This window comes from Pseudofrankia coriaricola, assembly GCF_001854805.1.
GTDB lineage: Bacteria > Actinomycetota > Actinomycetes > Frankiales > Frankiaceae > Pseudofrankia.
Genome location: NZ_MBLO01000273.1, coordinates 1 through 14,387, shown reverse-complemented (window position 1 = coordinate 14,387; position 14,387 = coordinate 1). Strand labels below are relative to the sequence as shown.

At 72.0% G+C, this 14,387-nt stretch carries 12 protein-coding genes; 8 read left to right on the top strand and 4 right to left on the bottom strand.

The window, feature by feature from the left end; genetic code table 11:
* Positions 1–225 precede the first annotated feature (225 nt).
* The 4 genes from BCD48_RS48240 to BCD48_RS50360 all read left to right on the top strand — a co-directional run bounded on the left by BCD48_RS48240 (position 226) and on the right by BCD48_RS50360 (position 4,335).
* Entirely contained in the window at positions 226–1,497 is a 1,272-nt protein-coding gene (locus tag BCD48_RS48240) for an ABC transporter ATP-binding protein (protein ID WP_241842438.1), read from the top strand.
* Positions 1,494–2,486 (top strand): DUF2705 family protein, encoded by a 993-nt coding sequence (locus BCD48_RS43305; RefSeq protein WP_241842437.1) that lies wholly within the window; start codon positions 1,494–1,496, stop codon positions 2,484–2,486. Before BCD48_RS48240 ends, BCD48_RS43305 begins: the two co-directional genes overlap by 4 nt.
* 196 nt (positions 2,487–2,682) lie before the next feature.
* On the top strand, positions 2,683–3,354 hold the full coding sequence (locus BCD48_RS43300) for a molybdopterin-dependent oxidoreductase (protein WP_198543640.1): 672 nt from the start codon (positions 2,683–2,685) through the stop codon (positions 3,352–3,354).
* A 3-nt stretch (positions 3,355–3,357) separates the two neighbouring features.
* Complete coding sequence (locus BCD48_RS50360; protein ID WP_071054414.1) at positions 3,358–4,335, top strand: hypothetical protein; 978 nt, start codon at positions 3,358–3,360, stop codon at positions 4,333–4,335.
* Positions 4,336–4,397: 62 nt separating this feature from the next.
* On the opposite strand, the gene BCD48_RS43290 is transcribed toward BCD48_RS50360, so the two are convergent.
* Entirely contained in the window at positions 4,398–4,862 is a 465-nt protein-coding gene (locus tag BCD48_RS43290) for a GNAT family N-acetyltransferase (protein ID WP_349308097.1), read from the bottom strand.
* 392 nt (positions 4,863–5,254) lie between these two features.
* Between BCD48_RS43290 and BCD48_RS43285 the strand changes: the two genes are divergently transcribed.
* From BCD48_RS43285 to BCD48_RS43275, 3 genes are read left to right on the top strand one after another with little or no spacing between them, the layout of a single operon-like run.
* Positions 5,255–5,884, top strand: coding sequence for a PadR family transcriptional regulator (locus tag BCD48_RS43285; RefSeq protein ID WP_241842436.1), 630 nt, complete (start codon positions 5,255–5,257; stop codon positions 5,882–5,884).
* 3 nt (positions 5,885–5,887) lie between these two features.
* The gene (locus BCD48_RS43280) at positions 5,888–6,784 is read left to right on the top strand and encodes an ABC transporter ATP-binding protein (protein WP_083420098.1); all 897 of its coding nucleotides are present in this window, start codon (positions 5,888–5,890) and stop codon (positions 6,782–6,784) included.
* On the top strand, positions 6,784–9,228 hold the full coding sequence (locus BCD48_RS43275; RefSeq protein ID WP_071054410.1) for an ABC transporter permease: 2,445 nt from the start codon (positions 6,784–6,786) through the stop codon (positions 9,226–9,228). Before BCD48_RS43280 ends, BCD48_RS43275 begins: the two co-directional genes overlap by 1 nt.
* Before the next feature lie 96 nt (positions 9,229–9,324).
* On the opposite strand, the gene BCD48_RS43270 is transcribed toward BCD48_RS43275, so the two are convergent.
* Complete coding sequence (locus tag BCD48_RS43270; RefSeq protein WP_071054408.1) at positions 9,325–9,804, bottom strand: CD225/dispanin family protein; 480 nt, start codon at positions 9,802–9,804, stop codon at positions 9,325–9,327.
* A gap of 209 nt (positions 9,805–10,013) precedes the next feature.
* Positions 10,014–10,619, bottom strand: coding sequence for a CD225/dispanin family protein (locus BCD48_RS55260; RefSeq protein WP_274536642.1), 606 nt, complete (start codon positions 10,617–10,619; stop codon positions 10,014–10,016).
* 918 nt (positions 10,620–11,537) lie between these two features.
* Between BCD48_RS55260 and BCD48_RS43265 the strand changes: the two genes are divergently transcribed.
* Complete coding sequence (locus tag BCD48_RS43265; protein ID WP_241842434.1) at positions 11,538–12,905, top strand: glycoside hydrolase family 26 protein; 1,368 nt, start codon at positions 11,538–11,540, stop codon at positions 12,903–12,905.
* 92 nt (positions 12,906–12,997) lie between these two features.
* Here BCD48_RS43265 and BCD48_RS43260 read toward each other — a convergent pair whose 3' ends face one another.
* Positions 12,998–14,311, bottom strand: a complete 1,314-nt coding sequence (locus BCD48_RS43260; protein ID WP_083418132.1) for an IS701 family transposase — start codon at positions 14,309–14,311, stop codon at positions 12,998–13,000.
* Positions 14,312–14,387 lie beyond the last annotated feature (76 nt).

Genomic DNA, 14,387 nt, shown 5'->3' with positions numbered 1-14,387 from the left:
CGCCCGCCTCTCGGACGCTGAGCGTCCTCGTTGGGTGGTGCCTGGTACAGGTTGTATGGCCGTGGCTGATGTCGTGCCGGGCTGAGGACGTGGCTCAGTTGGCGCTGCGCCTAAGGCGCCGTCGCTAGTGTGCGCGCCCGGTGGGGCGGCTACGGCGGAGAGCGTACGGCGGATGCCGTCGCTGGGCCGACGACGGGAGACGGCGCGCGCCGCAGTCTGATCGGCATGAACCAATCGACCCAACAGCGACGCGGGGAGAGCCGGCCCGCCTCGCCACCCGCCCGGCTTCCCGTTCAGGCCGCCGCGGGGCCCGCCTCGTCGCCCGGAGAGAGATCGCCGGCCGAGGACGCGGATCCCGCCGCGGTCGACGTGCGCGGCCTGTCGAAGCGGTACGGCCGGCGGACCGTCGTCAACGACCTTGATCTACGCATCCCGGTTGGCGCGGTGGCCGGCTTCATCGGCCCGAACGGGGCCGGCAAGACCACCACCCTGCGCATGCTGCTCGGTCTGGTCCGCCCGACCACAGGACAGGGCACCGTGCTCGGCCGCCCACTGACGGAGCCGGCCGGCTACCTGCCGCGGGTCGGCGCGCTGATCGAGAGCCCGGCTCTCTACCCGCGGCTCTCGGCGCGCCGCAACCTCGAGGCACTGGCGATCCTCGCCGGCCAGTACCACCCCACCTGGATCGAGGAGGTGCTCGACGAGGTGGGACTCGGCGAGCGGGCCGACGACGAGGTGCGGTCCTACTCCCTCGGCATGAAGCAGCGGCTCGCGATCGCCGCCGCGCTGCTCGGCGACCCGGACCTGCTGGTGCTCGACGAGCCGACGAACGGCCTCGACCCGATGGGCATCCGGCTGATGCGCGAGCTGATCCGTGACCTGGCGGTCCGCGACAGCCGGCCGAGAACCGTATCGGCTGACGAGTCCGCGGCCGGGCGAGGCTCCGCCATTGTCGCCCGGCCGAGAACTATATCGGCTGACGAGTTCTCGGCCGGGCGAGGCTCCGCCATTGTCGCCCGGCCGAGAACTGTGATCGTCTCGTCGCACCTGCTCGCCGAGGTGGAGCAGATCTGTGACTGGATCATCGTCGTGGACCGGGGCGAACTGGCCTACCAGGGCCCGCCGGACGGGCTGCTGTCCGCCGGCGCGGCGCGGGTGACGCTGCGCCCCGAGCACCTGGACGACCTCGGCATGCTGGCCGACCTCGCGGCGGGGCTTGGTCTCAAGGTCGAGCGCGCCGGCGACCTGGTGACGGCGGTGCTGCCATCCGGAGGGGCACCGGGCCGATCGGCGCAGCCGCCGGCGCCGGGCACGCCGGGGAGCGAGCACGACGATCCTCAGCACGCGATGCACGCCCTGCTCGGCGACCTGAACAGGGCCGCGCACGCGCACGGGATCACGCTGGTTGAGATCGCCCCGAGCCGGGTGACCCTGGAGGAGCGCTACACCGGCCTGGTCGCCCAAGGTGCCGGCCGTCTGATGGGAGACGCGGCATGACCGCACAGCATCTGACCGCACAGCATCTGACCGCACAGCCCGTCGACGGCCAGGTCGGCGCGGACCAGACCGCGGGCGGCCGGCCATCCGACGACCGGGTCGACGACGACCGAGGCGCCGCCGCTCGGACCGACAGCGGCTCGCCCGCCTCCGGATGGAGCCGATCGGCGGATCGCGGCCCGTTGCTCGCCGTAGCCCGCAGCTACCGGTCCGAGGCGCACAAGCTGCGCCGTCCGACGACCGTAGTCGCGGTGGGCGCGCTTGCCGCGTTGTCCGTCCTGTCGACCGTCCTGACCTTCGCGCTCGCCAAGGACAGCCCGCCCGCCGCGTTCGGCAACCCGGACGCGCTGCTGCCCACGCTGCCCGCGCTCGCCACGCCGGCCGGGCTCATCCTGGGTTTCCGGATCGGTTCGACCTTCACCGGCCTGCTGCTGCTCCTGCTGTGCGCGGCGATGCTCGCGACCGAGTACAGCCAGGGCACGATCAGAATGATCTTCATGCGGGAACCGCGGCGGGTCTCCTGGCTCGCAGGCAGGATGGGCGTGCTCCTTTCCATCCTCGCGGTCGCGCTCGTCGGGGCGTTCGTGATCAGCGCGGCGACGGCGGTGCTGATGGCGCGGATCCGGGGAGTGGACACCGGGCAGTGGTGGACGGACGACGCGCTGCGCCGAGCCGGCAAGGACTACCTCAACGTGCTGATCGGGACGACCTGCTTCGCGATCGCGGGCACGGCGCTGAGCCTGCTCATCCGCTCAACCACGGCGGCCGTGCTGGTCGCCTTCGCCTGGACGGGCCCGCTGGAGCACATCATCGAGAACGCCTGGCCGGACGCGACCAAGTACCTGCCTGGCCTGGTGTTCGCCAACATCAGCACGGGCGGCAATTCGGTCGCCGGTTACCGCGGCCCGCTCCTGCTCGGCATCCTCTATGCGGTCGCGCTCGCCACGGCCGGCATCACCAGCCTGGCGCGCCGCGACGTCACCGCGTGATCGCAGCCGGCCGGCCGATCGGCCGGTGGCTCGGGCTGGCCGCCCGGGCCACCGGCCCGCCGCCGTCGTCGCGCGGCTGATCGCCGGCCAGGCGCCGACTATTACGAAAGTCGAACGAATAACCGGGTGGGTGCGCCGCGGCACCGTGACGGTGTTCACTGGAACCGTGGTGCAGGGCGCGCCGGTGGGTCGCCGGATGGTGTTGGGGCTGATCGCCCTGGGCGCCGCCGGGGTTGCCGTCGGCGCGGAGGTCGAGGAGGGCGTCGACAAGCTCACCGCGCCGCTGCGTCGGCGCGACCCGACCGGCCTTACCGAGCTCATCCCGGGCACCGGTTTCGAGATCTACTCGGTGGCGTCGTCAGTCCCGAGGCTCACCGCCGCCGACTACCAGCTCAAGGTGCACGGCCTCGTAAACCGGCCGATGACGCTCACGCTCCCCGAGCTGGAGGCCATGCCGCAGACCGCGATGACCGAGGACTTCCAGTGCGTGACCGGCTGGCGGGTCAGCGACGTCCACTGGTCCGGCATCCTGCTCCCCGACCTGCTCGACCACGTTGGCACCCAGTCGTCGGCCAGGGCCGTCACCTTCCGCTCGTTCGACGGCCTCTACGAGGAGAGCCTCACGATCGAGCAGGCCCGCCGCCGGGACGTGCTCGTGGCGCTGCGCATGCTGGACGGACCGGTCAGCTACGAGCACGGCGGGCCCGTCCGCCTCTACGTCGCCCCGATGTACGGCTACAAGTCGATCAAGTGGCTAGGCGAGATCGAGCTGGTGGACAAGGTGACACCGGGCTGGTGGGAAGTGCGCGGCTACGACGTCGACGCCTGGATCGGTAAGTCCAACGGCCGCGACGACGAGCCGGTCTGAGCCGTGGACATCCGCCCAGGAGGCCTGGAGGACGGACGCCTCGAACGGAACCAGGGCCGTCCGGAGGCCACCGCGGAATCGCGCCACGGCGAGATCCGGCGGTTCGGCCTGAGCACCCGCTGGGTCCATCGCACAACCGCGTTTGTGTTCGGCATCTGCATCGCGACTGCGGCCGTGCTCTACCTGCCGCAGCTTTCGATCCTGGTCGGCCGGCGAGCGTTGGTGGTGACCATCCACTTCTACAGCGGACTGACGCTGCCCGTCCCTGCCCTGCTCGGCTGGCTCCTCAGCCCCCACCGGTGGTGGCGGGAGGATGTCGGGGAAACCCGCGCACGCCGGCTCCTCGGCCGATTCGGCCAAAGCACGCGCGGAAACGACGAAACCGCACGCGGGCGGCGGCCCACGAGCGGACACAGCGGTGGTTTCCGCCGCGACGCGGCCGAGCTGAACCGTTTCGGCCCGGCCGACAGCGCGTGGCTCCGCGAGCACCTTCTCGCCGGCCCCGCCCGCCGGCTTCGTCGCCGGTCCTGGGCCTCGTCCGCCGGCGGAATGACCACCGGCGTCGTCCCGGCGCCCGGCGCTCCAGACGCGGGCCAGACGCGTCTTGGTGGCAAGTTCAACGCCGGCCAGAAACTGTATGCCGCTGGCGTGGCCGGCTCGATCGTCGTCTTCCTCGGCACCGGGCTGCTGATGTGGTTCGGCGCCGACCTCGACGTTCCGGACCGGTACCGCACGGGCGCGACGTTCGTCCACGACGTGTTCGCCTACGGGATCTTCTTCGCGATCTGCGGCCACCTCTGGATGGCCTCGCGCGACCCGTTCTCCCGTGCCGGAATGCGCACCGGCTATGTCCCCACCTGGTGGGCGGCCGCCGAGCATCCCGACTGGGACACCGGCACCGACCGGGACACCAAGACAGACCGAGACACCGAGACGGACCCGGCTTCCCCGGACTGGCGGACCGGCCGGCCGTCCCAGTAGCCGGTCGTCCCGCCGGTCGAGCGCTCGGCAGGGCCGCCCGCCGGGCGGCCCATGAGCACCGCTTAGTCGAGGCGGCGGGGGCGGTAGGTCTTATAGGGCAGAAAGCGGTGCATGACGTAGAGGTCGATGTCGCCGCCCTGGGGGTGGCGGAAGGCCGACGGGAGCGTGCCGATGACGCGGAACGCGAGTACCCGCCAGATCGCGACCATCCTGGTGTTGCCCGCGACCACCGCGGTGGACTGCATCGCCCGGTAGCCGAGCTCGGTGGCGTGCTCGATCGCGGCCTGGGCCATCTCCCGCTCCAGCCCTTCGGCGATGCGCGCCGGCTCGGCGATGAAGATCAGCTGTGCCACGTGGTCGCCGAGACCCGCCTGCGCGGGAGTGATCTGCGCGGAGGCGACGATTCGCCCGTCCCCCGCGTCGTCCTCCATCACGAGCACGGCGGCCGGTGGCGGCAGCATCCACAGCTTCCGGGCATCCGCCTCCGAGGTGTCCGGGCGCCACATGAGCAGATCTCCGGCTGACACCTGTCCGTGCCAGATCGGCCAAATTCCGGCCCAGTCATCGTCAGATGCCGGCCGTGTTCGCACCCTCCTGATCCTGCCCCTCCGTAACCACCCCTGAAAGCGATAACCGCGGGTCACCCCACCTGACGGGCGAAAGCGGGCCTGCTCGTTATCGCAAGGTCGCTCCCCGTGGCCATCCGGTCGGGCAGTCCGCCGACACGGACCCCCCCACCACATCGTGTCCCTCGGCGATCAGGCGCGATCACCCGGTCGGGACGGCGGGGCGCCGTCCCCGCGGGACCGGGTGTTGACGAGACTACCTAACGGCTGTACATAACTGTTATGCAGAACCGTTATGTAGGCGCGGCCGCGGCGGCGAGGACGCCCGCGGCGACGCCGTCCGACGTGGTGCCGTGAGGTACCTGATGCTCGCCCTCCTGGACCGTGGCCCGGCCCATGGCTACGAGCTCAAGCGCGCGCACGACGAGCTGTTCGGCGACGTGGCGCCGCCGATCAACGTCGGGCAGATCTACGTCACCCTGACCCGGCTGGAGCGGGACGGCAGCGTCACGCACCACGTCGAGAAGGGCAGCGACGGCCCGGACCGCAAGGTCTACGAACTCACCGACATCGGCCGCAAGGCGCTACGCGGCTGGCTGGACGAGCCGAGCGACCTGCCGGTCGGCAAGAGCGACGTCGTCCAACGCCTTGTCGCCGGCCTGATCTACGACGCCAACGCCGCCGGAGCCCGCGCAGACGTGGCGAACACCGGCAGCGGCAGCGTCGCCCGCACCCTCGCGGCCCACCGAACCCGCTGCCTGCGGGCACTGCGGGCACTCGCCGAGGCCGCGCCGGAATCCGAGACCAACCACGACACGGCCGGCCACGACCCGAGTTCCACCTCGCCGGGCGCAAACCCGGCCGATCCCGCCGTCGCCGGCATCGGCGACCTGCTCCGCGAGGCGTCGGTGCTGCACCTGCAGGCCGAGCTGCGCTGGCTCGACGTGGTCGAAGCTCGCCTCGCCCCCCCTGGGAGGACCTGACCGATGGTCACGATGGACACGACCACCGCCCCCACCGGCACACCTATTCTCGCGATCACCGAGCTGGCCAGGTCGTACGGGCGCGGCGAGCGCGCCAGGGCGGCACTGCGCGGCATCTCGCTGACGGTCACCGCCGGCGAGTGGGTCGCCGTCGTCGGCCCAAGCGGCTGCGGCAAGTCGACGTTGCTACACCTGGTCGGCGGTCTGGACACGCCGGACTCCGGCTCGGTCCGCATCGGCGGCGAAGAGATCACCACGATGTCGCCGGCGAGGCGCGCGCTGCTGCGCCGCCGCCGGGTCGGCTTCGTCTTCCAGTCGTACAACCTGGTTCCGCACCTGAACGTGAGCGCGAACGTCGAGCTTGGTCTGCGGGTCGCGGGCACGGGCCGGCGGGCGGCCAGGGCGAGGGCCTCGGAGGTGCTCGGCGCGGTCGGCCTCGAGGACCTCGCGCAGGCGCTTCCCGCGACCCTGTCTGGCGGGCAGCAGCAGCGGGTCGCGATCGCCCGCGCGGTCGCCGGCCGGCCGGACCTGGTGCTCGCCGACGAGCCGACCGGAGCGCTCGACACCGCGGCCTCCCGCCGCATCGTCGAGCTCCTGCGCGACGAGCACCGGCGCGGCCAGACGCTGGTCATGGTCACGCACGACTACGCGGTCGCCGCCGCCGCCGACCGGGTGGTGTTCCTGCGCGACGGGCAGATCGTCGACGAGCGCCGGCCCGCCGGTCGCCGCGCCGGGGCCGAGGAGCCGGAGAGCTCGGATGCCACGGCGGGCACGGGTGGCGGCGACGCCGCCTCGGCGACGGCTGGGGCGTCGCTCGACGAGGGCGCCACGGCGTCGTCGCCGGGCGGCGGCAGCCAGGGCAACGACCTCGCGGACCTGCTTGGGCTGGGGAGCTGGTAATGCGCACCGTCTTCATGCTCGCGTTCGCCGGGCTGCGCGGCCGGGGCCGCGTCGGCCTCGCGGTCACCGTCGGGATGCTCGCGCTGTCCGCCATCGGGCTTTCCACCGGCCTCGCCGTCTCCAGTGAGGGTGGCGGCGCCGTCGACCGGCTCGCCGCACGCACCAACGTCGCCGACGTCGTGGTCCGGGCAAAAGCACCAGCCACCGGCACCGGCGATCATGACCTGGGCGACGCGCTGGCCGCCATGTCCGGGGTGCGGGCGGTCACCGGGCCGCTGCGCGACCTCGAAACCACCCTCGTCGTCCGGGGACCCGACGGTGCGGGCAAAGAGTACAGCGGCCAGGTCACCGCGCTGGACGACCCGGACGTCACGGTCAACCATCCGCTGCTGGTCGCCGGCCGCTGGCTGCGCGGGCCCGACGAGATAGTGCTCGAACGCAGCGCCGCCGAGGAGCTCGGCCTGCGCCCCGGCGACAAGGTCGCGCTGCGCGGACCGGGCGGTGACGTCACCTTCACCCTCGCCGGCACGGCCAACGAGCTCACCGACTGCGGCTTCCCGCAGTGTGACGAGGCCAGGATGTTCGTCGCGGACGCCGGGCTGTCCCGGATCGGCCAGCCTGCCGGAGGGCCGCGTCGGACCTCCCAGATCGCCGACCTCCCAGATCCGCTTCGCGGATCCGGCAGGGACCCTGCCGCCGATCCGGCAGGAACCCCCGATGGCGAAGCCTCACGCGGTCCGCGGGCGCCGGCCGAGACGGTCGGCGTCACCTACTGGCTCGACGTGGCCGACGGCGTCTCGTCCGAGGCCGTCGCCAGCGCGGTCGTGCGGTCCTTCGGTGACCAGGTCCGCGGCACCAACACCTGGCCGGACACCCGCGGCGATCTGCTCAACGTCGGGCAGATCTTCGGCAAGCTCGTGAGCGCGTTCGGCGCCTTCCTGCTGGTCGCGGTCGCGGTGATCGTCGCCGGGTCGATGACCAGCCGGATGGTGGCCCGCCGCCGTGAGATGGCGCTGCTCGGCGCGGTCGGGGTGCGCCCGGCCCAGCTGACGGCGGCGCTGCTGGCCGAGCACCTGACGCTCGGCGTGGTCGCGGCCCTGCTCGGCTGGCTCGTCGCCGGGGCGCTCGCGCCGAGCCTGGATCTCGGCGCGACCGTGACCGGCCCGCAGGGCCCGCACTGGACGGCCGGCGGCCTGCTGCTCACCGGCGCGATCCTGCTGGGACTGCTCACGCTCGCGACCGTCGTGGGCGCGGTGCGGGCCGGGCGGGCGTCGATCGTCGACACGCTGCGCGACGCGCCGGCCGCGGCACGCCGTGGCGGCCCGCTCGCGCGGCTCACGGCGCTGGTGCCCGGCCGGCTCGGCCTCCTCGGCGTCGGCAGGCTCGCCGCCCGGCCAGGCCGGGCCACGCTCACCGGGCTGACCATGCTGGTAGCGGTGATGGGCGCGGTGGTCGCGGGCGGGTTCATGGTCACGGTGACGGAGGCGCTGGAGCGGCCGTCGTTCACCGGCGATCCCTGGCAGGTGTTCGCCGGCCGCGGCGACGTCGCGCCGGCGACGGTCGAGGCGGCGCTCCACCAGACGCCGGGGATCGGTGGCTGGTGGTCCGAGACGGAGCGTCGGGGCAGCTACGACGGCCAGACGTTCCGCGTCCGCGCGCTCGGCGGCGACACGCTGCCCGCCTACTCGGTCGGTACCGGCCGGCTGCCGACCGCGCCGGGCGAGGTCGCCGTCGGCTACGGCCTGCTGGACCAGCTGGGCCTGCGGGTCGGCCAGACGGCCACCGTCGAGATCGCCGGCGTCGCCCGCGACGTCCGCGTCGTCGGCTGGTATCGGACCTCGGAGGACACCGGGCGGGTGTTCGCCATGCGGCTGGCGGACCTGCGCGCGATCGACCCGACGGCGGTGCCCGACCAGTACCGGATGACCGTCACACCAGGCACCTCACCGGACACGGTGCAATCAGCGCTCGCGACCCGGCTCGGCGAGGGCGTGGAGCTGAAGACGCACAGCCCGGACGTCGGCGGGCGCACGGTGATCGAGACGGTGACGACGCTGATCGCCGGGGTGCTCGTGCTCATCGCGCTCGCCAACATGCTGCACGCGCTGCTCGCATCGAACCGGGAGAGCGCCCGGGACATCGGCGTCGTCGGCGCGCTGGGCTGCACGCCGCGCCAGCTGATCGGGCAGAGCGCGCTGGCGGCGGCGGTGCTGGCGGGGCTCGCGGTGGTCATCGGGCTACCGCTCGGGCTGTTGGTCTTCCGCATCCAGAGCGACGCCGTCGCGCGGGACATCGGGCTCGGCCCCGGGTTTGGGCTCACGCCCTCGGCGACGTTCCTCGTCGCCCTCGTGGCGGGCACGCTAGCGCTGGGCGCGGCTACCGGCGCGGCCGCGGCGAGAGGCCTGGCCCGCCGGCCACTCGGCGACCTGCTCCGCTGGGAGTGACCTCGCGTCTCCAGCGCCGGCACGTCGTGCTGGCGCTGGAGCGCGGCCGGTCTCGGGTCGGATCGGCGAGGTACCGCTAGTCGCCGCTAGTCGCCGCTAGTCGCCGTTCAGGGCGGCGCCCGCGATCGCGATCCAGAAGATGAGGTAGAGAACCCAGACAGCCACGGCGGAGGCGGCCGAGACGATGCACCAGGTCTTGGCCTTCTTGGATGCGTCCAGAGCTCCCTGGATGTCACCCATGGCCTGGCGGCTCTGCACCCGGCTCGAGAAGACGATCGCGACGATGCCGGCGGGCAGGCAGCACAGCAGGGTCACGACGATCGACTGCCACAGATAGTTCGGGATCGGCGCGCCGCCCGGCGGAGGGCCGAACCCGCCGGGCGCGGGCGGGTAGCCGTAGCCCCCGGCCGGCTGGCCGTACCCGGGCGGCGGCGCGCCGTATCCGGGTGGTGGGGTGCCGTAGCTAGGTGGTGGCGTTCCGTATCCGTAGCCCGGCTGCTGGCCGTATGGATCCTGGCCCGGCTGCTGGCCGTATGGGTCCTGACCTGGGGTGCCGTACGGCGGTGGTGTCGTCACGGTCGCGGCCGCGCCTTTCGGTGATACCCGGTACCCCGGCCTGATAGCCGGGGCGGTGGCGATGGCGTTCAAGGAGAGTGAAGTCTGCTGGGTCGGGGCTGTGGCGGTCCGGCGGATCCATAGAGGGGTGGGTCACAGAAGTCGGCGATGGCGAGCGGCGGACGGGCCTCGGTCTGACGCCGAGGTCTCACGCCGACGGCATCAGGCCCTCAGGCGTTGAAGGAGGTCTCCGAGGAGAAGTCCATCGCGCCGCTCGCGATCAGGGTGATCCACAGCACCAGCACCAGCAGCCCGACGACCAGCGACACGATGCACCAGGTCCTCGCCTTCCTGGAGGCGTCCAGCGCTCCCTGGATGTCACCCACGGTCTGGCGGCTCTGCACCCGAGAAGCGTTCACGATCGCCGGGATGCCCGTCGGCCAGAAACAGAGAATCGTCACCAAGATCGACTGCCACAGGTAGTTCGGAATCGGCGTTCCGTAAGGTGGCCGACCGCCTCCGTAGCCGCTGTTGTTTCCCTGGTACTGCGGCAGGCCGCCGTACCCCGCCGGCGGCTGCTGGCCATACCCATAGCCTGGCTCCTGCGGTGCCCCATAACCACCGGGCGGTGCTCCATAGCCACCGGGCGGCGGCCCACTGAAMCCGCCGGGCGGTGGGCCGCCATAGCTGCCGGGCTGGCCCCACCCGCCGGGGGTGTTTTCGGGCGGAGTCTGGGACACGCGGTTCTCCTGGCTGTGGTCTCGAGGTGCTGATCCGGGAGGCTGATAGAAGTTGTTCGGCACCGGGAGCGGATTAAGCGGAAGGTATGATCTCATCCCGGCGGCCCGGGCTGCCTGAGGCAGTCTCCCAGGCCATCGGCCAGCGCCAGGCCGGGTCAGGAACCTGCCTGGATAGCTCGATACCTGCTGGCCGTGGCGCCCGAGGCCCAGTGTCCGGAGCGCGACAGGGCTTTCCACGCATGGCGCCCGCGGCGCGATGCGTGGACCACTGCCGCCTGCGACATCGATAGCTCCTCGTGCTCGCGGCCACGGCCGCCCACCTCACCGATCAGCCGCCGAGGGCCCACCGTCGGTCTCACCGGACTGTCTGGAGGGGGATCTCTCGGCGAGGTCGGACGGAAGCAAGCTGGGCAATGGTGATGTACGGGTAGGCCGCGGCGCCCCAGCGCCGCGCGGGCCATTGTGACACAACCCCGCCCGGCCACGGCCCGAAGTGGACGAGCGATGCGCCCAAGGCCAGCACATATTCATCCCATGCCCAGCCACCGCGCGGCCGCGCCCCCGCGTGACGCGCCGACCGGTTTCCCGGGCACACGCACGGGCGGCGCGGCCCGGCTGCCTGGACGCAACGGCCCGCCACCGCCGGTCACGGCCCGGCCTCACCGGCCGGCCGACAGTCGTTCGCCTAACTCATTCACGTAAACGATCCGGGCGGCTACCGACGCGGCGCGAGATTTGAACAGAGAGACACAGCAATCACAACTTCACGCCTTCACCTGAGCGACGGACCGAAAGACCACGCACCCGCTCGACCGGGAGCAGGCACCACCGGGCTATGGTGCTGGAGCAGCTCCGCCAAACACTGACGTAACTGTCAGGTGCGGAACGCCGGGCGACAGGGAGGGGCCGGCATTCCGCGGACGGAGTGCGTGGCTCGGCTGTCAGAAGGCGAGGGCTGACCGTCCGCCACCCAGTTGCGCCGTCAAGTAAGCCGTCAGGCGGAAGGACGCTCCCGTGAGACACCGGGCCAACAGCTCGGCGACATCCATGGATACCGGCCCGCTGCCATCCGGGCGTGCCAGCGATCGCCGCGCCAGCAGCCGACCACCCTCCCCCACCACGATCGTCACGACCGGCCGGACATCCGGCGCGCACAGCACCGGGGCACACAGCATCCCGGTCCGCGCCGCCCGCAACCGGCGCTTCCTGATCTGGACCGCGGCAGTCGGCGCGCTGGCGGTCGCCGTGGCCGGCGTCGGGTTCGCCATCGCGCCGCACGGCGGCGACGACAAATTCGTCGTCGGGGCTTCCGCCCTCGACGGCGGTCTCGGCCGGGCGCTCGCAAGCGAAGCACCGTCCCCCTCCGCGTCCGCCTCCACATCGCCAAGCGCGAATCCCTCGGCCACCCCGACCGGCCCGGCCTCCGCGTCGCCGTCGCCCGCGGGCACCGGCGCGCCAGGCACCGCGGCACCCGGGAAACCCGCCGTGCCCGCTGGCGGCGGTGGAGGCGGCGGACGGGTCCCAGGCGGACTGTCCGGCATCGTCGTCGGCAGCCGAGACAAGGTCGCGGCCTGGGAGCAGTTCCGCGGCTCCAAGGTGACCGTGATCATGGGCTACACCGTGCGCGACAACTGGAACGACATAACCAACCCGTGGATCGGCGGCGAGTACGCCGGCTGGGACGGCCAAATGGTCATCTCCCAGCCGCTCTTCCCCGAAGGCGGCGGCGACTTCGGGTCGTGCGCCAACGGCGCCTACTCATCGCAGTGGGCGCAGTTCGGCAACTACCTGAACAACATCGGGCGGCCGAAGACGATCGTCCGGCTCGCCTGGGAGTTCAACGGCGACTGGTTCCCCTGGTCCGTCGGCAACACCGACGTGGGCACCTGGAAGCGCTGCTTCCAGCAGGTGGTCGGCGCGATCCGCTCGACGGACCCGCAGGCCCGGATCGACTGGACCATGAACGCGCACAGCGGCAGTCCGTACGACGCCTACCCGGGTGACGGCTACGTCGACATCATCGGCATCGACAACTACGACATGTGGCCGCCGAGCCTGAACGAGTCGTCCTGGAGTTCATCGTGCAACTCGAGCGCCGGGCTGTGTGACGTGATCCGGTTCGCCCGGCAGCACGGCAAGCAGTTCTCGGTCTCCGAATGGGGCCTCGTCTCCACCTCGGACACCGGGGCGGGCGCGTCCGGCCAGGCCGGCGGGGACAACCCGTTCTACATCAGGAAGATGTACGACACGTTCAAGGCCAACGCCGACGCGCTCGCCTACGAGACGTACTTCAACAACTCCGAGGCGGGCAACGTCCACTCGTCCCTGCTCAACCCGAACGAGAACCCGAACGGCGCCGCCACCTACGCCTCGCTCTGGTGAGGCTGGGGTGGAGCCGGGCGCGAAGCGTCCCGGCTCCACTAACGCTGGTTGGTCAGGTTGGGGCGACCAGTGGGTGGGAGTGGCTCACGTGGTCAAGTAGCGCTGCCAGTTCTGGTGGGGGTGGGGCGGTCGACCAGCGGTGCCAGTACAGCTGCAGGCGTGCCCAGGGGCACAGCCAGCCGCGGACCTGTCGCAGGGTGTCCTGCCAGACGATGCGGCGCCGCGGATTTTTCCCCCGCCGCCCCGCGGTCCTCGCGGGGCGCTTGTTCGGCTTGGTCGGGGGGTGGCGTGGTCAGCAGGCTGAAGGTGAATGCCAGCATCACCAGCTGCCAGTGCCGCACGATGGCCTGTTCGGAACGGACCTGGAAGTCCGCCCAGCCCAGCTCGTGCTTGGCCGGCTTGTAGTAGTGCTCGATCCAGTCCCGTAGCCGGTAGATCCGGTAGACCTCGGCCGGGTCCGCCTCGGCCATCGAGAGGTTGGTGGCCATGAACCAGGTCGAATCGGCGGTGAGGACCGTCGGGTCGGCGGTGGCGGCGATCAGGCGGGTGCCCTGGGCCGGTCCGTAGCAGGGGCCCAGTTCCAGCTCGGCGACGTGGCGGACCAGCGGTCGGTTGTGGCTGTCGGTCAGTACCAGGCGCCGCCAGGCTTCCAGTGGCAGGCGGGCGGCGGCCTCGGCGGGGGTGAACGCCGGCGGATGGGCGGGGTCGGCGACGAACTGCCAGGTGCCGTGGCGGGGGCGCAGGGCCAGCACGTAGCGGATCCTGGCCGTCCGCAGCCGCCCTTCGAGCTTGGGGTTCTCGCCGTAGACGCAGTCGGCCACCACCGCGCGGAAAGGCACCCCGGCGCCGCGGGCGTCCTCGATCAGGTCCCAGGCCAGCTCTGGCTTGGTGGCGAACGCCGGGTCGGCCTTGCCGGCGGGTAGTCGGGAGGCGGGCCGGTAGGGCCGCACCCCCAGCGGCACGTGCCGGGTGCCGTCGGCCCAGTGGCTGGTGACGGCCACGACGCCGTTGGCGGTGCGGCCGAGCTTGCCGATGTACTGCTGGGCCGCCAGCACGATGCCATGGCCGCGCTTGCGGTCCCCGGTCTCGTCGATGATGAGCACCCCGTTGCCATGCGGCCCCAGGTCCGGGTGCCGACGCCACAGCTCCACCCGCCGTGCGCCCAGAGCGTCGGGATCCCAGGGCGCGTCGTGCAGGAAGTGATGCAGCCGCTGCCGGTCGGCACCGGGAACCAGAGCGGCAAGCTCCGTCAACGTCTTGTTGCGCTCCCGGGGCAGCAGCAGGCCGATCAGGTAGTGCCGCAGCGCGGTGCGCTCAGCCAACCGGCAGAACAGGTCATCGAAGTCGCCGCAGAACCTGTCGACCGCCTCCGCCGTCGGCGCGGTCGGCTTGCGAGATGTGGCCATCGGGCACCTCCCACCGGAACGGCCCAGCCAGACACCACAACCGTACGTCCACCTTCCCTAACCTGACCAACCAGCG

Excerpts from the sequence above, each read along its gene's own strand:
- BCD48_RS48240 (WP_241842438.1), top strand. The coding sequence starts at position 226 with ATGAACCAATCGACCCAACAGCGACGCGGGGAGAGCCGGCCCGCCTCG.
- BCD48_RS43305 (WP_241842437.1), top strand. The coding sequence starts at position 1,494 with ATGACCGCACAGCATCTGACCGCACAGCATCTGACCGCACAGCCCGTC.
- BCD48_RS43300 (WP_198543640.1), top strand. The coding sequence starts at position 2,683 with ATGGTGTTGGGGCTGATCGCCCTGGGCGCCGCCGGGGTTGCCGTCGGC.
- BCD48_RS43280 (WP_083420098.1), top strand. The coding sequence starts at position 5,888 with ATGGTCACGATGGACACGACCACCGCCCCCACCGGCACACCTATTCTC.
- BCD48_RS43275 (WP_071054410.1), top strand. The coding sequence starts at position 6,784 with ATGCGCACCGTCTTCATGCTCGCGTTCGCCGGGCTGCGCGGCCGGGGC.
- BCD48_RS43260 (WP_083418132.1), bottom strand. The coding sequence starts at position 14,311 with ATGGCCACATCTCGCAAGCCGACCGCGCCGACGGCGGAGGCGGTCGAC.